The sequence below is a fragment of the Mycobacterium paraffinicum genome (assembly GCF_001907675.1).
GTDB classification, from domain to species: domain Bacteria; phylum Actinomycetota; class Actinomycetes; order Mycobacteriales; family Mycobacteriaceae; genus Mycobacterium; species Mycobacterium paraffinicum_A.
Genome location: NZ_MPNT01000017.1, coordinates 71352 through 92431, shown reverse-complemented (window position 1 = coordinate 92431; position 21080 = coordinate 71352). Strand labels below are relative to the sequence as shown.

Here is a 21080-nt window from a genome sequence, read left to right as displayed (position 1 = left end):
CGCGCTAGGACGTGGTGTGCACGATCAGCACGTCGACCTTGGCCCGCCGTGAGACGTTGGCCGGCACCGATCCCAGCAACCGGCCTGCGATCGTGCTCAGGCCGACGTTTCCGACGACCAGCAGGTCGGCCTTCTCGTCCTCGGCGAGCTTGACCAGCGCGTCGACCGGGGCGCCCTCGATCGGGCGCTCCTCGACGTTCTTGGCGCCCGCCTTGTGCGCACGCTCCTTGGCGTCCTGCAGGATCGCGTAAATCGGCGCGGTGCCGGACACCTTGTAGCTCTCGTCGCGCAGTGCGTCGGCGGCCCGGGTGTCCTCGTGCTGGGGCAGGTATGCCGACGCGACGATCAGCTTGGCGTCCGAGCCCGCGATCTGCGCCGCCTTGTCTACCGCACGCATTGACGAGTCCGAGCCGTCGGTTCCCACCACCACAGTCCGATAGGCGCCCATTTACCCTCCCTGATTCGGTTGGTCAGCCAACCCAAGACACTATCGCGTTTGCCCGTTGCGCAGGGAAGAGATTAGCGACACCCCGTGGCTCGGCGTGTCGACAATTTGCCCCGCCGCGCTTCGCCAACACACAATATCGCCGATGACAAAACAATCAAATGCTCTGGCCCGGGGCGGAAAGCGTTGCATAACGCCGCTTTTCGTGGAATGTGCACGCCGGGGCCGAATAGGCGGAGCCGTTTTGTGACCCCTCCCCCCGATTCAGCTTTACAGTGACAAGCATCATGTCCATCGTCGAGCAGCGCGTCGCGGATGAAGTCGAGGAGCCCGCGCCCGCGCGCCCGCCCGGCCGATTCGTCGACCCGTGGGCCGTCGCCGCCTTCGCGGCCGTCGTCAGCGGCGCCTGGGCCTGCCGGCCCTCCCTGTGGTTCGACGAGGGGGCGACCATATCGGCCGCGGCGAGCCGCACGCTGGCCGAGCTGTGGCGGCTGCTGAGCCACATCGACGCCGTGCACGGCCTGTATTACCTGCTGATGCACGGCTGGTTCGCCGTTTTTCCGCCGACCGAGTTCTGGTCGCGGGCGCCCAGCGCCCTGGCGGTCGGCGCCGCCGCCGCGGGCGTCACGGTGTTCACCAGACGGTTCTCGACCCGGCCGGTCGCGGTGTGCGCGGGCGTCGTTTTCGCCATTCTGCCGCGCACCACCTGGGCGGGCATGGAGGCGCGACCCTACGCTTTCGTGGCCGCCGCGGCGGCCTGGCTCACCGTATTGCTCGTCGCCGCCGTGGGGCGCAACAGACCACGATTGTGGATTTGCTATGCGCTGGCGTTAATGCTGTCGATTCTGCTGAATCTGAACATGGTGCTGTTGGTGCCGGTTTATGCGGTAATGGTGCCGCTGTTGGCGCCGAAGAAAGCGCGCAAATCCGCGGTCATTCGGTGGGCGATCAGCTCGGTGGCCGCGGTCGCGGCCATGACGCCGTTCATGTTGTTCGCCCACAACCAGGTTTGGCAGGTCAACTGGATTTACCCGGTCAGCTGGCATTACGCGTTCGACATCGTCCTGCGCCAGTATTTCGACCACAGCGTCCCGTTCGCCATCCTGTCGGCAGTCCTCATCGTCGCGGCGATCGTGGCCCGGCTGGCGGGGGTCCGCCCCCCGGCCGGCGACCTGCGCCGCCTGTTGATCGCCTGCTCGGGGTGGCTGGTCATTCCCACCGCGCTGGTGGTCATCTATTCGGCCCTCAGCGAACCGATCTATTACCCGCGCTACCTGATCTTCACCGCGCCCGCGATGGCCGTCGTGCTGGCGGTGTGCATCGTGACGCTCGCCCGCACACCGTGGGCCATCGCCGGTGTGGTGCTGGCCTGTGCCGTGGCCGCGGTGCCCAACTACCTGTTCGTCCAGCGCTGGCCGTACGCCAAGGAAGGCTGGGACTACAGCCAGGTCGCCGACTTGATCAGCTCGCACGCGGCCCCGGGCGACTGCCTGTTGGTGGACAACACCGTGCCGTGGCGGCCCGGGCCGATCCGCGCCCTGCTGGCCACCCGGCCGGCGGCTTTCAGGTCCCTGATCGACGTCGAACGGGGGGCCTACGGGCCCAAGGTCGGGTCATTGTGGGACGGCCACGTTGCCGTGTGGCTGACCACGGCCAAAATCAACAAATGCCCCGCGATCTGGACCATTACCAATAAAGAAACGTCGCTGCCCGACCACCAATCCGGGGAATCATTGCCACCCGGGCCGGCGTTCGGCCGAGCCCCGGCCTATCGATTCCCCGGTTACCTCGGGTTCCGCATTGTCGAACGCTGGCAGTTCCATTACTCGCAGGTGGTGAAGTCCACGCGCTGAATGGCGCTTTGCCGGCGGCGTGAACCGGCATTAATCGGGTAGTTGATGGGGTATGCAGAGCTGGCTGGCCGCCTCGCTGCTGGGCGGCAACGTGCAGGGAATCCGACACCTGGTCGAGCTGTTCGCCGCGTTCGGGTTGACCGCGCTCATCGGCCTCGAACGGACGATCCAGGGCAAGAGCGCCGGGCTGCGGACGCAGACGATCGTCGGGACGTCGTCGGCGTTGATCATGCTGGTCAGTAAGTACGGCTTCGGCGATGTGTTGGCGCCCGGCACGGTCGTGCTGGACCCGTCCCGCGTCGCGGCCCAAATCGTTTCCGGCATAGGGTTTTTGGGCGCCGGCATCATCATCACCCGGCGCGGCGCCGTGCACGGGCTCACGACGGCGGCCGCGGTTTGGGAATCGGCCGGGGTCGGCATGGCGGTGGGCGCCGGCCTGCTGCTGCTCGCCAGCGCCGTCGTGGCCCTGCACTTCGTCAGCGCGCTGCTCTTCAAGGCCGTCGAGGGGCGCCTGACGGCCCAGCTGCGCGGCACCGTCCGGGTGCAGATCATCTACGAGAACGGCCGCGGCATGCTGCGGGAGGTACTGCGGATCTGCGGGCAGCAAAACTGGCAGCTCACCGAGCTCGACGCGGACGCGCACGACATCGACGACGGCGAGGTGCGGGTGGCGATGACGCTGTCCGGCAGCAGGATCGCGAGCGCGCGACAGGTGCTGGGCGACGTCGACGGGGTGGTGGCGGTCTTCCAGGCCGACGACGACCCGGACTGAGGCCGTCGCGGGTCAGCCGACCGGCTGCGCCCGGCGCGCGCGGATCGCGCCGTAGGACACCGCGACCCCGGCCGCGCAGAGCGCGGTGAACACCGTGAACAGCCAGTGCGCGGCCATCCCGTCGCCGCCCTTGGCGGTGTTGACCACCACCCCGGCCAGACCCGCCGCGATGGCCGCGGAGATCAGCTGGACGGTGTTGATCGCCGCCGAGGCGGCACCGCCCTCGGTGGGGTCGTCGACCGACGACATCGCGCGCGCCGACAGATGCGGCCAGGCCATCCCGATCCCGGTGCCCGCCACCAGCAGCGCCACCGCCCACAGCGCGGCCGTCCACGCAGATGTGTCCGCGCGGCGGGCGACCGCGGCCAGGGCCAGGCCGGAAGCGGCCACGATCGGGGCCGCCACGATGACCCGCGCGATCGTGCGGGGGCTTTCCAGGGATGCGCTGACGATCTCGCTGACCGTCCAGCCCAGCGCCAGCGCCGCCCCCAGGAATCCGGCCGCTATCGGGGTCAGGTGCGCCAGCCGCTGGCCGAACAGCGGCACGTAGGTGTTCACCATCGCGGCGCCCATCAACGCGCCCATGGTCAGATAGATCCACTTCAACGGCCCGGGGCCGAAGACGCTGGGCGGCAAGATCGCCGCGTGCGTTCGCCAGTCGACGAGCACGAACAGTCCCACCAGGGCGACGCCGACGGCGAGCAAAGCGAAGGTCGCCAGCGTGTTGCTCGGAATCTGCGCGACGCTGACGGCCAGCGCGGCCGCGCCGATCAGCAGCAGCGACCGCAGCGGCACCTTCATCGGCGCCAGGACGGGCGTGCGTTCGACGCGGGCCAGCGCGACGGGCACCAGCATCGCCATCAGGGCGGTCAGCAGCGCCATCGTCACGAACGCCCATCGCCACAGACCCAGCTGGGCGAACAGGCCGCCCGTCGTCGGGCCGACCACCGTCGCCACGCCCCACATCGCCGACACCAGCGCCGAACCGCGCGTCCACAGCAGGCGCGGAAGAGCGGTATTGATCAGCGCGTAGCCCAGGCCGGCGAGCAGGCCCCCGGCGACGCCCTGCAGGGCGCGCCCAGCTATCAGAACCTCCATGTTCGGCGCCGCCGCGCAAACCAGGCTGGAGACGCCGAAGACCGCCAGACCGGTCAGGTAGCACGAGCGCGCCCCGACGCGCAGCAGCATCGGATTGACCATCGCGGCCGCCACCACCGACCCGACGAGGTACAGGGTCGTGACCCAGGCGTAGAGCCGGCTGCCGCCGATTTCGGCGATGGTGTTCGGCAACAAGCTGGTGGTCAGGAACTCGTTGGTGGCATACAGACCCACCCCGCCGGCCAGCAGGATGGAGGTCCGCAGATACCTGGCGCCCAGCAGCTGGCGCCAGCCGCCAGTCACGGTCGCGGTGTCGGTCACCCTTCTACCGTATGGGGTGTCTCGACGGTGAAAATCGCAGATGCGCTGCCAGCAAACTCATTTCAGGCCGGCGGCGTCCATCCCCCGCAGCTCCTTCTTCAGGTCGGCGATCTCGTCGCGGAAGCGCGCGGCCAGCTCGAACTGCAGGTCCCGCGCGGCGGCCATCATCTGCTCGGTGAGGTCCTTGATCAGGTCGGCCAATTCGGCGCGCGGCATGCTGGTCGTGTCGCGGCCCTCGAAGACTCCGGCGCTGACGGCGCGGCCCGGTTCGCCCTGGGCGCGCCGGCCCCGGGAGGAGTTGCGGCCCGAGCCGCCGACTCCCACCGTTTCTGTGTCGTCGGCCTCGCGGTAGACCTGGTCGAGGATGTCGGCGATCTTCTTGCGCAGCGGCTGTGGGTCGATGCCGTGGGCCTCGTTGTAGGCGATCTGCTTGGCCCGCCGCCGCTCGGTCTCGTCGATCGCCTCTTTCATCGAGTCGGTCATCGAGTCCGCGTACATGTGCACTTCGCCCGAGACGTTGCGGGCGGCGCGGCCGATGGTCTGGATCAGGCTGCGTGAGGACCGCAGGAAGCCCTCCTTGTCGGCGTCCAGGATCGCCACCAGCGAGACCTCGGGGAGGTCCAGGCCCTCGCGGAGCAGGTTGATGCCCACCAGCACGTCGTACTCGCCCAGCCGCAGCTGGCGCAGCAGTTCCACCCGGCGCAGCGTGTCGACCTCGGAGTGCAGGTAGCGGACCCGGATGCCCATCTCGAGCAGGTAATCGGTGAGGTCCTCGGCCATCTTCTTGGTCAGCGTGGTGACCAGGACCCGCTCGTCGGCGTCGGTGCGCTTGCGGATCTCGCCGATCAGGTCGTCGATCTGGCCCTTGGTGGGCTTGACCACCACCTTCGGGTCCACCAGGCCGGTCGGCCGGATCACCTGCTCGACGAACTCCCCGCCCGCCTGGCTGAGCTCGTAGGGGCCCGGGGTGGCCGACAGGTACACCGTCTGCCCGATCCGGTCGGCGAACTCCTCCCAGGTCAGCGGGCGGTTGTCGCACGCCGACGGCAGCCGGAACCCGTACTCGACCAGGTTGCGTTTGCGGGACATGTCACCCTCGTACATGCCGCCGATCTGCGGCACGGTGACGTGCGACTCGTCGATGACGAGCAGGAAGTCCTCCGGGAAGTAGTCGAGCAGGGTCGCGGGCGGCGAGCCCGGGCCGCGGCCGTCGATGTGGCGCGAGTAGTTCTCGATGCCCGAGCAGAAGCCGACCTGGCGCATCATCTCGATGTCGTAGTTGGTGCGCATCCGCAGCCGCTGCGCCTCCAGCAGCTTGCCCTGGCCCTCCAGCTCGGCCAGCCGCGCCGCCAGCTCCTCTTCGATCGTCGAGATCGCGTGGGCCATCCGCTCCGGGCCGGCGACGTAGTGGGTGGCCGGGAAGATCCGCAGCGAGTCGACCTGGCGGATGACGTCACCGGTCAGCGGGTGCAGGTAGTACAGCGCCTCCACCTCGTCGCCGAAGAACTCGATGCGCACCGCCAGCTCCTCGTAGGACGGGATGATCTCGACGGTGTCGCCGCGCACCCGGAACGAGCCGCGGGTGAAGGACAGGTCGTTGCGGGTGTACTGCACGTCGACCAGCAGCCGCAGCAGGGCGTCGCGGGGCACCTCGGTGCCCACGGTGAGTTCCACGGAGCGGTCCAGGTAGGACTGCGGCGTGCCGAGGCCGTAGATGCACGACACCGACGCCACCACGACCACGTCGCGCCGGGAGAGCAGCGACGACGTCGCGGAGTGCCGCAGTCGCTCCACGTCGTCGTTGATCGAGCTGTCCTTCTCGATGTAGGTGTCGGTCTGGGCGATGTACGCCTCCGGCTGGTAGTAGTCGTAGTACGACACGAAGTACTCAACGGCGTTGTGCGGCAACATTTCTCGTAGCTCGTTGGCAAGCTGGGCGGCCAGCGTCTTGTTCGGCGCCATGACCAGCGTGGGCCGCTGTAGCCGCTCGATGAGCCAGGCGGTGGTGGCCGACTTCCCGGTGCCGGTGGCGCCCAGCAGCACCACGTCGCGCTCCCCCGCCTTGATGCGGCGTTCCAGCTCGTCGATGGCGGCCGGCTGGTCGCCGGCGGGCGCGTGCGGGCTGACGACCTCGAAGTGGCCGCCGACGCGCACGACCTCGTCGACCGCGCGGTATTCCGAATGTGCGAGTACGGGATGTTCCGTGGCGAAAGCCATGCCACCAGGGTAGAGCGGTGTACCGACAAGTGTTGTTCCGCGAGCGTGCGCAGAATGACACCCTGTGTAGCGGGTCGGCGTACGGACACGCACGCGCGCGGCCGAAGGCGCTACCCCGCCGGGCGCGTCCACGTCCGCGTGACGGGGTCACACTGCAGCAGGTAGCCGTCGTTGGAGGTGGTCATGGCGAACACCGACGTGCCCGGGCGGTCGCACGAGCTGCCCGAGGCGTGCACGCCCATCGTGATCGGGGCCTTGGCCCAGCTGTTGCCCTCGCAGACGATCTGCTCGCTGTTGGTCGGGTCGTAGGCCAGCTTGCCGACGTCGCCGCACGCCGAGCCGAGCACGGGCGGCGCCGGGGCGGCCGCGGCGGTCGACGTGGCAACGGCCTGGGCGGGATCGCCCAGGTTCACCCCGGCGGGCACGTCGCCGACCCGGGTGGCCACCACCGGCACCCGCACCACCGCGCCTTGCGCGCCGCACTCGTTGCTCAGCACGGTCTCGGTCACGGTGCCGCGCAGGGTGCCGTCGGCCTGCGGGGCCAGCGACCACGCCAGCGTCTCCTGCTGAGTCGCGTTGGCCTGGCCGTTGGGGGGCGTGCAATCCATCCGCTCCTGCTGCGGCGCGCCCTGCCAATAGCCGCCGACGAAGCGCAGCGTGTCCGTCGGGCCGTTCGCCGTCTGGTGGGTCGCGTTGTCCAACTGGGCGCCGGTGGCCGCGCAGCCGTTCGTGGTGCACACGGAACGGAAGGCCCACCAGCCGGCGGCGGGCCCGTCGTGGCGGATCGCGACGCCGTTGGTGGTCCGCTTGCCCTGGTCGTAGTCCAGCCGGTAGCTGCCGGAGAGCGTCGGTCCCCCGGACCTCGTGGGCGCCGGGACGGACGGCTTCGACGCGAGCGCCGGGGCGGCTGGCGGGGCGTCCGGTTCGAAGGAGTACAGGACCGACCAGGTGGCGGCCACCGCGATGAGCATTGCGCACACCAACCCGACCGCCCATCGGGTCCGCCCCGAGAACCGGTGGCTCGACGCGGTGCGGGCCGGGGCGCGCGGGCCGGCTTCCGCGGCGGTGTCGCACCGTTCGCCCACGGCGGCGGCGAAGGCGCGGCACCGCTCGAAGCGGTCCTGGGGTTGTTTCGCCAGCGCCTTGCGGAACGCCTCGTCGAGATGAGCCAGCTCCGGGCGGTAGTCGCTGAGTCGGGGCGGCTCCTCGTGCAGGTGCTGGCTGATCACCGCGATGGGATTCGAGTGCTGAAACGGCGGCGTTCCGGTCAGGAGATGGAAAGCCGTTGCGGCCAAGGCATATTGGTCGGCCCGCCCGTCGATGTTGGATCCCGTCAACTGTTCCGGCGCGGCATAGGCCACCGTTCCCACCGCGACGTTGGTCTCGGTGATCCCGCTGATGTCGCCCAGATGACGCGCGACACCGAAGTCCGCCAACAGGATTCGGCGTTCGCCGTCGTCCGGATGGGTGAGCAGGATGTTCGCCGGTTTCACGTCGCGGTGCAGCAACCCGCGGTCGTGGGCGTAGTCGAGGGCCCCCGCGACAGCTTGGACGATCGCGCACACCTCACCGACCGGCATGCCGTCGGGGTAGCGCTCCTTCACCAGCCGAGAGGCGTCGGTGCCCTCGACGTAGTCCATGGAAATCCAGAGGTGACCGTTGAATTCGCCGCGGTCGTGGACGCCGACGATGTGGGGATGCCATAACGTCGCGGCGAGATCGGCCTCGCGGTTGAACCGCTCGCGAAACTCGGGATCGGCCGTGACCGCTTCGGCCAGGACTTTGATGACGTCGCGGCGCGGCAACCGCGGATGCAGGGCCAGGTACACCTCGGCCATGCCCCCGGCGCCCAGCTGACGCAGGACCGTGTAGCCGGCGAACGGCGCCCCGCTGGATATCGACAGGCGGGCGCCGTCGGCCTCCACGGGGGCGGGCTCGGCGTTCGGGGTCGAGCTGACCGGCGGGATGCGACGGAACAGATGGGCGATGGTGACCGCGGGCAACGACTGAAATCCCGCGCGCAGCGCCGCCCGGGCCTCGCGCGGGTTACTCAGCAGCCGCCGCCCGGCGCCGATGCGCCGGGTAGCCCCCTTGTCCTCGTCCATCTACCGCCTCGCCCCCTCATCGGTTGAGCCCCGGCTTGCCGCAACCTGACCCGGTGCGCACTGCCTCGGGCACGTGCATCGACCCTCGCTTCGCCTCGGCGCTCCAGCCGGCACGACGACGTGCCGGGCGCGCAACGCAAACAGGCCTCCCCTTCCGTTCAGATCATGCCGGATCCCGGTAGGGGCTTGTTCTCAGCGAGCTATGAAGGGGCTATGAGTGGCCGAATCGAAACATAGGGAAATCACAGGCGATCCCAATAGAGACCACTCACCGCGCGCACCGATACTTGAGTGGTGACCCGACCCGCTCCGCCCATCCTGACGATTCGGCACGACGGGTCCCAACGATCCTTCGCGGCCGGCCACGAGGTGGTCGTCGGCCGCGACGCCCAGGCCGACGTGCGCATCCCCGATCCCCGCATCTCCCGCGCCCACCTGATCCTGCGTTTCGACCAGGGCCGGTGGCTGGCAATCGACAACGGCTCGCTGAACGGGACCTATCTGAACGGCTACCGGATGCCGGTCATCGACGTCCACGACGGTCAGAGCATTCACGTCGGGAATCCGCGCGGGCCGCGGCTGACCTTCGCCGTCGGGCCACAGCAGGGCTACACCGACCGCCCCGGGCGGACCCGGTCCGGGGCGGAGGCCGGACCGCCGACGCTGGCCTGGTCCGCACTGCCCGAGCAAACGAATCCGACCCGGCCGCCGCGACCCGCGCCACCCAGGCCGCCGGCCCGCACACCGAATTCCCCGAGCCGCCAGCCCATTCCGCCGCCCCGGCAGGCGCCACCACCGCCGCCGAACCGGCCCGTGCCGACATCCGGCGGCCCGCTGCGCGGCACACCACCCGAGGAGCGGACCGACGTGCACGCCGGGGCACCGCCGCGGGGGTCGACACCGCCGGCCGAACTCACCGTGGTCGACGCGAAGTCGGCCGACGTGTCGAACCTCGCGACGCGCTTTGTGAAGTTGCTCTCGCCGCGCTCGTCGGCGGCCGCGGGCACCCGCAGCATGACGATCGGACGCGCCGCGGAGAACGACATCGTGGTCTCCGACGTGCTGGCCTCACGGCAGCACGCAGCCTTGGTGCAGACGCCGCTGGGCACCGAGATCCGGGACAACAGCATCAACGGGACCTTCGTCAACGGCACCCGGGTCGGGTCGGCGATCCTGTCCGACGACGACGTGGTCACCATCGGCAACGTCGACCTCGTGTTTCGCGACGGCACCCTGACCACACGCAGCGAGGCCGAGACCCGCACGGGCGGGTTGGAGGTGCGCAACGTCCGCTACGTCGTCGACAACGGCAAACAACTGCTGGACGACATCTCGCTGATCGCGCGGCCCGGAACGCTGACCGCCGTGATCGGCGGCTCGGGCGCCGGGAAGAGCACGCTGGCCCGGCTGATCGCCGGCTACACGACTCCCAGCTCGGGCTCGGTGACGTTCGAGGGGCACGACATTCACGCCGAATACGCGTCGTTGCGGAGCCGCATCGGGATGGTCCCGCAGGACGACGTGGTGCATCGGCAGCTGACCATCAACGAGGCACTCGGCTACGCCGCCGAACTGCGGCTGCCGCCCGACACCAGCAAATCCGACCGGGCGAAGGTCGTCGCCCAGGTCCTCGAAGAACTCGACCTGACCAAACACGCCGACACCCGGGTGGACAAGCTGTCCGGCGGTCAACGCAAGCGCGCTTCGGTGGCGCTCGAGCTGCTCACCGGCCCGTCCCTGCTGATCCTCGACGAGCCGACGTCCGGCCTGGACCCGGCGCTCGACCACCAGGTCATGATGATGCTGCGGCAGCTGGCCGACGCCGGTCGCGTGGTGATCGTGGTGACACACATGCTGTCCTACCTCGACACCTGCGACCAGCTGCTGTTGGTGGCCCCGGGCGGCAAGACGGCCTACTGCGGGCCGCCCGAGGGGATCGGCGCGGCGATGGGCACCACCAACTGGGCGAAGATCTTCACCAAGGTGGGCGCCGATCCCGAGGAGGCCAACCGGCGCTTCCTCGAGCAGCGCGACGCCGAGAAGCGGCCGCACAAACTCGTGCCGGACCAGGCGGACGAGCCGGGCGCCCTGGGCGAACCGGTGCACACCAGCGTGCGGCGACAGATCTCGACGGTCGCGCGCCGGCAGATCCGGCTGGTCGTCGCCGACCGCGCCTACTTCATCTTCCTGGCGCTGTTGCCGTTCATCCTGGGTTCGCTGTCGCTGACCGTCCCGGGCAGCAACGGATTCCACCTGCCCGGCCCGAACGCCGGGACGCCGGACGAGGCGGCGCAGATCCTCGCCCTGCTGATGCCCGCCGCGGCGTTCATGGGCACCGCGCTGACGATCCGCGACCTGGTCGGCGAACGCACGATCTTCCAGCGCGAGCAGGCGGTCGGGCTGTCGACGACGGCCTACCTGCTCGCGAAAACCGCGGTGTTCTGCGGATTTGCCATCCTGCAGTCGGCCATCATCACCGCGATCGTGGTGATCGGCAAGAGCGCGCCGACGCGCGGCGGCGTCCTGCTCGGCCACTCGACCGTCGGGGCGACCGTCGAATTGTTCGCCACCGTCGCGGCGACCTGTGTCGCCTCGGCGATTCTCGGCCTGGCGATCTCGTCGCTGGTCCGTTCCAGCGAGCAGATCATGCCGCTGTTCGTGGTCACGGTGATGGCCCAGCTGGTGCTCTGCGGCGGCATGGTCCCCGTGACCGGCCGGCTGGGCCTGGACCAGCTCTCCTTCGCGATGCCCGCGCGCTGGGGCTATGCCGCGGCGGCGTCGACGGTGGATCTGCGCCACCTGGTGCCCGATTCGCTGCTGTCCCAGGACCGGTTCTGGCAGCACACGTCGGGGGTCTGGCTGCTGGACATGGGCATGCTGGCGGCGTTGTCGCTGTTCTACGCCGGCTTCGTGCGCTGGCGGATCCGGTTGCGCCGCTAGATCTGTTCCGCGCCGCCGTCGACGAACATCTCGCTGCCGGTCATGAAGCTGCTCTCGTCCGACGCGAGGAAAAGCACCGCCGCGGCGACCTCCTCGGGCCTGCCCAGGCGACCCATCGGGACCTTGGCCGCCTCGCCTTCGCGCAGCTCCTGCTCCCGCCCGGCCGGCGCCAGCCCCAGCAGTCCCGGCGTCTCCACCGGTCCGGGAACGATCGTGTTGACCCGGATCCCGCGGCCCACGAGTTCGGCGGCCCAGGTCCGCCCGAACGATCGGATCGCCGCCTTGGTCGCGGCATACACGCTGAACGCGGGGGTGCCGTTGTAGGCGGCGGTCGAGCCGGTCAGCACGATCGACGAGCCGCGGTTGAGCAACGGCAGCATGGCCTGGACGGTGAACAACGTGCCGCCCACATTGGTCATGAACGTCGACGTGAAGTGTTCGACCGAAATGTCGCCCAGCGCCGCGAATTCGCCACCGCCGGCGTTGGCGAAGAGCACGTCGAGGCCTTTCCCGCGGCCCGCGACAACGTCGGCGACCGCCGCCACGTCGTCAAGGTTGGCCACGTCGGCGCGGACGCCCGTCGCGCGTTCACCGATCGAGGCCACGGCGGCGTCGATGGTCTGCTGATTGCGACCGGTCAGGATGACGTGGGCGCCCGCCTCGGCCAGCCGCTGGGCGGCCGCCAACCCGATGCCCGAGTTGCCGCCGGTGACGAGGGCTGTCTTTCCGCTGAGGTCGCTCACTGTGACTAGAGTAGGTGCATTCATCCGCCCAAGCACGAAACGTTCGACCTGCTCGCCCGCACCAACACCGATCCCAAGGGCATTGTGCGGGACGTGGACGACTATGCGATCCACCCGTGGGGGCTCTACGTGGCCCGGCCCACCCCCGGGCGCGCCCAATTCCATTACCTCGAGTCGTGGCTGCTGCCCTCACTCGGCTTGCGCGCCACGGTGTTTCACTTCAATCCGGGCCACGAACGCGACCATGACTACTACCTGGACGTGGGCGAATACACGCCCGGACCCGAGGTGTGGCGTTCGGAGGACCACTACCTCGACATCGAGGTCCGCACCGGCGCCGGCGCGGACCTGGCCGACGTCGACGAGTTGCTTGATGCCGTCCGGCACGGCCTGCTGACCCCGGAGGTCGCCGAGCGGGCGGTACGGCGCGCCGTGGACGCCGTTGCGGGGTTGGCCCGCAACGGCTATGACCTGTCACGCTGGCTGGCCGGCCACGGGATGGAGCTGACGTGGCGCGAGACGTAGCCGCGGGTCTGCCCGATGAACCGGTGCCCGAATGGCGATCGCCCACGTTGGCGACCCTGACCGACAAGCGATTCTCCGATCCGAACTGGATCTTCGAGCGCAAGTTCGACGGGATGCGCTGCCTGGCCTTCCGCGACGGCGACCGGGTGCGGCTGTTGTCACGAAACCGCCAGCCGCTCAACGGAACCTACCCGGAACTGGTCGACGCGCTCGCCGCGCAGGGCACGACCCGGTTCGTGGTCGACGGCGAGGTGGTGGCCTTCGAGGGGCGCCGCACCAGCTTCGCCCGGCTGCAGGGCCGGCTGGGCATCACCGACCCGGCGGTCGCCCGCGCATCGCCGGTTCGGGTCTTCTATTACCTCTTCGACCTGTTGCACCTGGACGGCAAGTCGACGCTCGACGCGCCGCTGCTGTGGCGTAAGAGGCTGCTGCGCAACGCGATCGAGTTCGGCGACCCGCTGCGGTACACGCCGCACCGGGTCGAGGACGGCCTGGCCGCCTACCGCGCGGCCTGCGAGCGCGGCGACGAGGGGGTGATCGCGAAGCTGGCCGACTCGCGATACGACGGTGGCCGGTCGAAGAATTGGCTGAAGTTCAAGTGCGTGCGGGACCAGGAGTTCGTGGTCGGCGGCTACACCAGCCCCAAGGGCAGCCGCGTCGAGCTTGGCGCCTTACTGCTCGGTTATTACGACGGCCGCGACCTCGTCTACGCCGGCAAGGTCGGTACGGGTTTCGACGAGGCCACGCTGCGCCGGCTACACGAGCGGCTGTCCGCGATCGCCCGGGACACCCCGCCCTTCACCCGCGGCCTGGTCCGGGAGGCCGGCGCCCAGTGGGCGCGGCCCGAGCTCGTCGTCCAGATCGGTTTCACCGAGTGGACGCGCGACGGGAAGCTGCGCCATCCGCGTTATCTCGGCATCCGCACCGACAAGGACGCGGGCGAGGTGGTGCGGGAAAGCGGTGGCTGAGCGGCTTGGTCCCCCGATCGCGCCGGGCGTAATGTCAGCGACTATGAGCTGCACCGACCGCAGGCTCCTGCCGATCACCGCGGTGACCCTCATCGCCGTTGGCTCCCAGCTGAGTCCGGCGACCGCGCGGGCGGACCTGCACAACATCACCTACCGCGCCCGGATCGATGCGCTGACGACCGGGAGCCAGGCCACCTTCGTCATCAACGGCGGCCAGACCAACACCACCAACCTGCCGTCCATGCCCGGCAACGTATTCGAGGCGAACACGGTGCTGCCCGATCCCGAGCAGGCCGGGATGCGGATCGTGCTGCATTTCCCGTACGCGGCGAACGTGCACTGCGAGATCGACGTCGACGACGCCGTTTTCACCCAGGCCGACCAATTCGTCAAACCGGCACCCGGAAACGGCGACCCCAACAGCGGGACGCTGCTGTGCGGCGCACCGCTACCCGCCTGAGTTCGATCGCCCGACTCCTCACCGTCGGCGCGTGAGCGCCGCGCGCGTCCCGCGGCCAGGCTACGAATGACCGGCCTGCTCACCGGCCAGCTATCAGGGCCTGAAGATCGGCGATCGAGCGCAACGTGTCGTTGAGGTGGGTGCAGGTGCTGGTGCCGACGAATTCGCCGCGGACGCGGTCGCGCAACTCGGCCAGAGTCATACCGCGGATGCGGGACGCGCTACCGATCGCTCCGGGGCATTCCTGCCACGGCAAGACCCGCACCTCGGCGTTCACCGCGGTGATGACGCGCGTCGAGGTGTCGATCGTGCCGGCGACCGTGTACTCGTGCACGATCGTCTCCACCAAGTCGTCGTCCACGTGAGAGTCGCGGAAGTGGGAATGGAAGCGCGCCGACCCGGAGTCGATGTCCGCCAGATCCAGCCGCCGGTACCTGCGCATCCCGCGCGCTCGCAGCGGCTCCACTTCGTGTAGTCCGCTCAGCGGCGGCGCCACCGGGCCGCGGCCCGTCGGGATGACGTCGTGCCGCCGGGTGAATGCGATCAGCGACGCGTCCGGTGCGAAACCCGCGCAGATCCCGGCCATTCGGTCGGCGATGCCCAGCGGCATCTTCTCTTCGACTCCCTCGACGATCGCCGCGTATTGGGCGGCGTATCCGGACACTAGAGCCGCACCGACCCAGTCGTCGAGCAGCAGGTTCAGCAGGCTGGCCCGCGCCACTTCATCGGGGAACAGCCGGCCGACCGTCGCCCGAAACCCGGCGCCGACACGACAGCCCAGCAGCGCGTCCAGACCGGCGGGCGACGTGATGTCGTCGACGACTTGATCGGTGAGGTGTGCACCCACGCGGAGCTCGTCGAGTACCTCGACACGTCCGTCCTCGGCGCCGACCACGTCGCGCGCCCGCAGGTCCGCCACGGAGCCGCGCGCCCCATCCGGATGGGTGTCGATCGTGCTGGTGCGTCGCCGTACGCCCGCCAGCGACTGCGGCCCGTCGTCCACGAAGGGCCGCCGCGGGCCCAGGATGTCGTCGACGAACGGCATGGTGGCTCAGGGCTTCCAGTCGGTGGCGTCGGCCCATTGCCAGGCCTGCCGGTAGGCGTCGCGAAACCACGGTTCTTTGGCGGTGATGTAGCGCACGATGTCGCCATCGGCGCTCGCGTCGGCTTCCTGTTTGACCCGCGAATACTGCTCGCGCGCATCGGCGTTGGCGTTGAGCCAGTCGACGAAGAGCAAAGCGAATTGCTGATTGGGCCAGCCCGCCACGCGGATGTGTACGTTGGTCGGCCGCCCCGGATCCGCCGATGCATGAATCCGCTTGTGCCACAACGCGGCGTCGTCACTGTGGTCGAATTCCGGCACGGTGCTGCGGGCATCGTTCTTGGCGGCGTCTTGGGTGATGTGCTCCAGGCGCGGATAACCCACCGACAACAACGGTTCGGCGAGTTCGTCTGCCATGTCCAACGACTCGACGGTCACCTGGATGTCGATGACGTCCTTGGCGGGCAGCTCCGGCACGGCGGTCGAACCGATGTGGTCCACCCGGATCGCCCGGTGGCCGCTTGCCGTCTTCAGCCGGTTCACGATCCGGCGGGCCTGATCCGGCCAACTGGGGTCGGGCGGCACCAACCGCACCACCGCCCGCGCGGCCTGGCGCTGGCTCAGGTTCTGCGCGAACGGCAGTATCCGGTCGTTCCACACGTCATGGGCGCGCCGCACCAGGTCGTCGGGGGTGCCGGAGTTGTCCACCCAGATGTCGGCGACGGCGCGGCGCTGCTCGTCGCTGGCCTGCGCGGCGATCCGGGCGCGGGCGTCGGATTCGGGCATGCCGCGCTGATCGACCAGCCGTCGCAGCCGCACCTCGACGTCGGCGTACACGATGACGACGAGCGGAAACAGCGGCGCCATCCCGGATTCCACCAGCAGCGGAATGTCCTCCACGACAACGGAATCCGCGGGCACCGAGGCGATGATCTCGGCGCGTCGCTTGCCGACCAGCGGGTGGACGATGCCGTTCAGCTTCTGCCGCGCCTCGTCGTCGGCGAAGGCCTTGGCGGCCAACGCCGGACGATCCAGCGATCCGTCGGGCAGCAGGATGTCGTCACCGAACGCCTCGACCAGCGCCGCCAGGCCCTCGGTGCCCGGCTGGACCACCTCGCGCGCGATGACGTCGCCGTCGACGACGACCGCACCGCATTTCGCGAAGGTGGCCGACAGCGCCGACTTGCCGGCGCCGATGCCACCGGTCAACCCGATACGCAGCATGCCCGAACGCTCTTAGGCGTTGCCGGCGAGCTTCTCCCGCAGCGCGGCCAATTGGGCGTCGCTGGCCAGCGAGCCGCCGGCCGCCTTCTCCGAAGGCGCGCCGTTGCCCGACGACTGCTCGGCGCCGTGCCCGGCCGCCTCGGCAGCGGCGAATTTCTCCATCTGCGCGGTGTGCATCTTGTGCCGGCGCTCGGCCTCGGCGTAGCGGGCCTCCCACTCGGCGCGCTGCTTCTCGAAGCCCTCGAGCCATTCGTTGGTCTCGGCGTCGAAGCCCTCGGGGAAGATGTAGTTGCCCTGCTCGTCGTAGCTGTCGGCCATGCCGTACTTCGCCGGGTCGAACTCGTCGGTGTAGTCCTCGTTGGCCTGCTTGAGCGACAACGAGATCCGCCGGCGCTCCAGGTCGATGTCGATGACCTTGACCATGGCGTCGTCGCCGACGGCGACCACCTGGTCGGGCACCTCGACGTGGCGCTCGGCCAGCTCGGATATGTGCACCAGGCCCTCGATGCCCTCCTCGACGCGGACGAACGCGCCGAACGGAACCAGCTTGGTGACCTTGCCGGGCACGATCTGGCCGATGGCGTGCGTGCGGGCGAAGTGCCGCCACGGGTCTTCCTGAGTGGCCTTGAGCGACAAGGAAACCCGCTCGCGGTCCATGTCGACGTCGAGCACCTCGACGGTGACCTCGTCGCCGACCTGGACGACCTCGGACGGGTGGTCGATGTGCTTCCAGGACAGCTCGGAGACGTGCACCAGGCCGTCCACACCGCCGAGGTCGACGAAGGCGCCGAAGTTGACGATGGAGGAGACGACACCCTTGCGGATGGCGCCCTTCTGCAGCTGGTTGAGGAACTCGCTGCGCACCTCGGACTGGGTCTGCTCCAGCCAGGCCCGCCGCGAGAGCACCACGTTGTTGCGGTTCTTGTCCAGCTCGATGATCTTGGCCTCGATCTCCTTGCCGATGTACGGCTGCAGATCGCGCACCCGACGCATCTCGACCAGCGACGCGGGCAGGAAGCCACGCAGCCCGATGTCGAGGATCAGGCCACCCTTGACCACCTCGATGACGGTGCCCTTGACGGCCTCGTCCTTCTCCTTGAGCGCCTCGATGGTGCCCCAGGCGCGCTCGTACTGCGCGCGCTTCTTGGACAGGATCAGGCGGCCCTCTTTGTCCTCCTTGGTGAGAACCAGGGCCTCGACCTCATCGCCGACGGAAACGACCTCACTGGGGTCGACGTCGTGCTTGATGGAGAGCTCGCGGGCGGGGATGACGCCCTCGGTCTTGTAGCCGATGTCGAGGAGCACCTCGTCCCGGTCCACTTTGACGATCGTCCCCTCGACGATGTCGCCATCGTTGAAGTACTTGATCGTTTTGTCTATTGCGGCAAGAAAGTCCTCGCTGGAGCCAATGTCGTTGACGGCTACTTGGGGCGAGGTGACGGTGGGACTCGGCATGTGGTGGGTTGCTCCGGACAGGTTGGGTCGTAGGGACAAATCTGGGATTTACCTATTGAGGCTACTCGACTGCGTACACGCTGGCCAAACTCGGGCGCCCCGGCCTGCGCGTTTCTGACGAGAACATGACTCGTGGGCAAAATTCCGGGGGCGAAGTTTCGCTAATGCGCGGCCGCGTCCCATGACCGGCCGTAACCCACCGAAACCTCCAGCGGGACGTCGAGCGGATAGGCGCCGCCCATCTTCTCCCGCGCCAGGGCCTCGACCCGGTCCCGCTCGCCGGGCGCGATTTCGAACAGGAGTTCGTCGTGCACCTGCAGCAGCATGCGGGACTTCAGCCCGGCCTCTTTGATCGCCGTGTCGACCTCGATCATCGCCACCTTGATGATGTCGGCGGCGCTGCCCTGAATGGGGGCGTTGAGCGCCGCCCGCTCGGCGGCCTCACGCACCTGGCGGTTGCTGCTGTCCAGCTCGGGCAGGTACCGGCGGCGGCCCAGCACCGTCGAGGTGTAGCCGTCCTTGCGGGCCTGCTCCACGACGTTCATCAGATAGTCGCGCACGCCGCCGAACCGGGCGAAGTAGGCGTCCATCTGCTCCTTGGCCTCCTCGGTGGAGATCTTCAGCTGCTGCGACAGCCCGTACGCGCTCAACCCGTAGGCCAGCCCGTACGACATCGCCTTGACCCGGCGGCGCAGCTCGGGGGTGACCTCCTCGATCGGCACGCCGAACGCTCGCGACGCGACGAACGAATGCAGGTCCTCGCCCGTGTTGAAGGCCTCGATGAGGCCCTCGTCGCGCGACAGGTGCGCCATGATCCGCATCTCGATCTGGCTGTAGTCGGCGGTCATCAGCTCGCTGTAGCCGTCCCCCACCACGAACGCGTCCCGGATCCGCCGGCCGGCCTCGGTGCGGATCGGAATGTTCTGCAGGTTCGGCTCGGTCGACGACAGCCGGCCCGTCGCCGCGATGGTCTGGTTGAACGTGGTGTGGATGCGCCCGTCGGAGGCCACCGAATTCAACAACCCGTCCACCGTCACCTTGAGCCGGGTGGCGTCGCGGTGCGTCAGAAGGTGTTGCAGGAACGGATGTCCCGTCTTGTCGAACAGCGACTGCAGGGCGTCGGCGTCGGTGGTGTAGCCGGTCTTGGTGCGCTTGGTCTTCGGCATCTGAAGCTCGTCGAAGAGCACGGCCTGCAGCTGCTTGGGCGAACCCAGGTTGATCTGCTTGCCGATCACCGCGTAGGCCGCTTCGGCGGCGTCGCGGATCTGGTGGGCGAAATCGCTCTGCAGCTCGCCGAGCAGATCCAAATCGACTGCGATGCCGGTGTGTTCCATCCCGGCCAGCACCCGCTGCACCGGCAGCTCCATGCCGCCCAACAGCGACGTGGAGTTGATGCGGGCCAGCTCCTCGTCGAGCGCGTCGGCCAGGTCCAGCACCGCCACGGCCCGCAGGATCAGGGTCTGCACCGCTTGGTCGTCCGTGCCCTCGGAGTCGTCGAGCAGCGAAAGCTGTTGCTGCTCAGGAGTTTCCGCGCGCAGCTCCCTGCGTAGGTAGCGCAGCGACAGGTCCTCCAGGGAGAAGCTGCGCTGACCGGGACGCACCAGGTACGCGGCCAGCGCGGTATCCGAGGTCACGCCGGCCAGCGTCCAGCCCCGGCCGGCGAGGTCGTGCATCGCCAGCTTGGCCTCGTGCAGCGCCTTGGGCGGACCCGGGTCGGCGAGCCAGGACGCCAGCGCCGCCTCGTCGTCGGGATCCAGCGCCGAGGTGTCGATGTAGCGGCCCTCCCCGTCGGCGGAGACGATGGCCAGTGCGGTGGCGTCGGCGTCGTAGGCCAAGTGGGTGCCGACGACGGCGAGGCCGAACCGCTTGCCCGAGCTGTGTTCGGCCAGCCCCACGGCCAGCTCACCGGCCTGCAGCGCCCCGCCGCGCACGTCGAAGCCCGCGTCCACCTCGGGCTCCACCGCGGCCAGGGTGTCGAACAGCCGGTCCCGCAAGACGCGGAATTCCAGGTCGTCGAAGAGGCGGTGAATCTGGTCGCGGTCCCACGGCAGCATGCGCAGCGTGTCCGGGGTCTGCGCCAGCGGCACGTCCTTGACCAGGTCGGTGAGCTCGCGGTTGCGGATCACGCCGGCGAGGTTGGCCCGCAGCGCGTCGCCGACCTTGCCGCGCACCGAGTCGACGTTGTCCACCAGGCCCTGCAGCGACCCGTATTCGGCGATCCACTTGGACGCGGTCTTCTCCCCCACGCCCGGGATGCCGGGCAGGTTGTCGCTGGGATCGCCGCGCAGGGCGGCGAAGTCGGGGTACTGCGTGGGGGTCAGCCCGTACTTCTCGACCACGGCCTCCGGCGTGAACCGGGTGAGCTCGCTGACGCCCTTGCGCGGGTAGAGGACGGTGACGTCGTCGCTGACCAGCTGCAGGGAGTCCCGGTCGCCGGTGACCACCAGGACGCGGAAGCCCTCGTTCTCGGCCTGGGTGGCCAGCGTCGCGATCAGGTCGTCGGCCTCGAAGCCGGGCTCGGCCAGCACCGTGATGCCCAACGCGTTCAGCACTTCCTTGGTGATGTCGATCTGGCCGTGAAACTCGTCGGGCGTCGACGAGCGGTTCGCCTTGTACTCGGGGTAGCGCTCGGAGCGGAACGTCTGCCGCGACACGTCGAATGCCGCGGCGACGTGGGTGGGGGCCTCGTCACGCAGCAGGTTGATCAGCATCGCCGTGAAGCCGTAGACCGCGTTGGTGGTCAGGCCCCCGCGGGTCTTGAAGTTCTCGGCGGGCAGCGCGTAGAAGGCCCGAAATGCCAGCGAATTGCCGTCGAGCAACATCAGTGTCGGCTTGGGGTGTTCCTCGGTCTTCTGAGCGGGCGGGGCGGGCACGGCTATCACTCTAGGCACCCCGACCGACGAGCCAGGCGC

15 protein-coding genes are annotated in these 21080 nt (G+C 69.1%); 6 read left to right on the top strand and 9 right to left on the bottom strand.

Translation table 11 applies throughout. From position 1 onward, the window contains the following. Nucleotides 1-4: 4 nt before the first annotated feature. The gene (locus BRW65_RS18870) at nt 5-448 is read right to left on the bottom strand and encodes a universal stress protein (RefSeq protein ID WP_073877237.1); all 444 of its coding nucleotides are present in this window, start codon (nt 446-448) and stop codon (nt 5-7) included. Nucleotides 449-732: 284 nt separating this feature from the next. Between BRW65_RS18870 and BRW65_RS18860 the strand changes: the two genes are divergently transcribed. Together BRW65_RS18860 and BRW65_RS18855 are read left to right on the top strand one after the other, a co-directional pair. Further along, nucleotides 733-2298 (top strand): glycosyltransferase family 39 protein, encoded by a 1566-nt coding sequence (locus BRW65_RS18860; protein WP_139273173.1) that lies wholly within the window; start codon nt 733-735, stop codon nt 2296-2298. Nucleotides 2299-2350: 52 nt separating this feature from the next. Continuing rightward, complete coding sequence (locus tag BRW65_RS18855; protein ID WP_073877233.1) at nt 2351-3070, top strand: MgtC/SapB family protein; 720 nt, start codon at nt 2351-2353, stop codon at nt 3068-3070. Nucleotides 3071-3082: 12 nt separating this feature from the next. Here the strand turns inward: BRW65_RS18855 and BRW65_RS18850 are convergent, their stop codons facing one another. The 3 genes from BRW65_RS18850 to BRW65_RS18840 all read right to left on the bottom strand — a co-directional run bounded on the left by BRW65_RS18850 (nt 3083) and on the right by BRW65_RS18840 (nt 8811). Beyond that, nucleotides 3083-4489 (bottom strand): MFS transporter, encoded by a 1407-nt coding sequence (locus BRW65_RS18850; RefSeq protein WP_073877231.1) that lies wholly within the window; start codon nt 4487-4489, stop codon nt 3083-3085. Nucleotides 4490-4546: 57 nt separating this feature from the next. Next, nucleotides 4547-6706 (bottom strand): excinuclease ABC subunit UvrB, encoded by a 2160-nt coding sequence (gene uvrB / locus BRW65_RS18845; protein ID WP_073877229.1) that lies wholly within the window; start codon nt 6704-6706, stop codon nt 4547-4549. A 110-nt stretch (nt 6707-6816) separates the two neighbouring features. After that, on the bottom strand, nt 6817-8811 hold the full coding sequence (locus BRW65_RS18840; RefSeq protein ID WP_073877227.1) for a serine/threonine-protein kinase: 1995 nt from the start codon (nt 8809-8811) through the stop codon (nt 6817-6819). 291 nt (nt 8812-9102) lie between these two features. Between BRW65_RS18840 and BRW65_RS18835 the strand changes: the two genes are divergently transcribed. After that, entirely contained in the window at nt 9103-11751 is a 2649-nt protein-coding gene (locus tag BRW65_RS18835; protein WP_208611879.1) for an FHA domain-containing protein, read from the top strand. Here BRW65_RS18835 and BRW65_RS18830 read toward each other — a convergent pair. Next, entirely contained in the window at nt 11748-12494 is a 747-nt protein-coding gene (locus BRW65_RS18830) for an SDR family oxidoreductase (protein ID WP_139273172.1), read from the bottom strand. The two genes, BRW65_RS18835 and BRW65_RS18830, sit on opposite strands and share 4 nt — an antisense overlap. 84 nt (nt 12495-12578) lie before the next feature. On the opposite strand from BRW65_RS18830, the gene BRW65_RS18825 reads away from it, so the two are divergent. From BRW65_RS18825 to BRW65_RS18815, 3 genes are read left to right on the top strand one after another with little or no spacing between them, the layout of a single operon-like run. Beyond that, a complete protein-coding gene (locus BRW65_RS18825) occupies nt 12579-13019 on the top strand; it encodes a DUF402 domain-containing protein (protein ID WP_084187877.1) in 441 nt (146 codons plus the stop codon). Continuing rightward, the gene (gene ligD / locus BRW65_RS18820; protein ID WP_073877221.1) at nt 13004-13987 is read left to right on the top strand and encodes a non-homologous end-joining DNA ligase; all 984 of its coding nucleotides are present in this window, start codon (nt 13004-13006) and stop codon (nt 13985-13987) included. Before BRW65_RS18825 ends, ligD begins: the two co-directional genes overlap by 16 nt. Before the next feature lie 43 nt (nt 13988-14030). Continuing rightward, complete coding sequence (locus tag BRW65_RS18815) at nt 14031-14447, top strand: hypothetical protein (protein WP_073877217.1); 417 nt, start codon at nt 14031-14033, stop codon at nt 14445-14447. Between the two features lie 79 nt (nt 14448-14526). Here the strand turns inward: BRW65_RS18815 and BRW65_RS18810 are convergent, their stop codons facing one another. The 4 genes from BRW65_RS18810 to polA all read right to left on the bottom strand — a co-directional run bounded on the left by BRW65_RS18810 (nt 14527) and on the right by polA (nt 20990). After that, nucleotides 14527-15492: a DUF2889 domain-containing protein gene (locus tag BRW65_RS18810; RefSeq protein WP_073877215.1), complete on the bottom strand. Its 966-nt coding sequence runs from the start codon at nt 15490-15492 to the stop codon at nt 14527-14529. 6 nt (nt 15493-15498) lie between these two features. Continuing rightward, nucleotides 15499-16713, bottom strand: coding sequence for a dephospho-CoA kinase (gene coaE, locus BRW65_RS18805; protein ID WP_073877213.1), 1215 nt, complete (start codon nt 16711-16713; stop codon nt 15499-15501). A 12-nt stretch (nt 16714-16725) separates the two neighbouring features. Beyond that, nucleotides 16726-18168: a 30S ribosomal protein S1 gene (rpsA, locus tag BRW65_RS18800; RefSeq protein WP_073877211.1), complete on the bottom strand. Its 1443-nt coding sequence runs from the start codon at nt 18166-18168 to the stop codon at nt 16726-16728. Nucleotides 18169-18329: 161 nt separating this feature from the next. Beyond that, complete coding sequence (polA, locus tag BRW65_RS18795) at nt 18330-20990, bottom strand: DNA polymerase I (protein ID WP_167374068.1); 2661 nt, start codon at nt 20988-20990, stop codon at nt 18330-18332. Between the last annotated feature and the right edge of the window lie 90 nt (nt 20991-21080).

Bases quoted from the DNA above. Each gene is read 5' to 3' on its own strand.
- uvrB (WP_073877229.1), bottom strand. From the start codon at position 6,706: ATGGCTTTCGCCACGGAACATCCCGTACTCGCACATTCGGAATACCGC.
- BRW65_RS18815 (WP_073877217.1), top strand. From the start codon at position 14,031: ATGAGCTGCACCGACCGCAGGCTCCTGCCGATCACCGCGGTGACCCTC.
- polA (WP_167374068.1), bottom strand. From the start codon at position 20,990: ATGTTGCTCGACGGCAATTCGCTGGCATTTCGGGCCTTCTACGCGCTG.
- BRW65_RS18810 (WP_073877215.1), bottom strand. From the start codon at position 15,492: ATGCCGTTCGTCGACGACATCCTGGGCCCGCGGCGGCCCTTCGTGGAC.
- BRW65_RS18855 (WP_073877233.1), top strand. From the start codon at position 2,351: ATGCAGAGCTGGCTGGCCGCCTCGCTGCTGGGCGGCAACGTGCAGGGA.
- BRW65_RS18860 (WP_139273173.1), top strand. From the start codon at position 733: ATGTCCATCGTCGAGCAGCGCGTCGCGGATGAAGTCGAGGAGCCCGCG.
- rpsA (WP_073877211.1), bottom strand. From the start codon at position 18,168: ATGCCGAGTCCCACCGTCACCTCGCCCCAAGTAGCCGTCAACGACATT.
- BRW65_RS18870 (WP_073877237.1), bottom strand. From the start codon at position 448: ATGGGCGCCTATCGGACTGTGGTGGTGGGAACCGACGGCTCGGACTCG.
- coaE (WP_073877213.1), bottom strand. From the start codon at position 16,713: ATGCTGCGTATCGGGTTGACCGGTGGCATCGGCGCCGGCAAGTCGGCG.
- BRW65_RS18840 (WP_073877227.1), bottom strand. From the start codon at position 8,811: ATGGACGAGGACAAGGGGGCTACCCGGCGCATCGGCGCCGGGCGGCGG.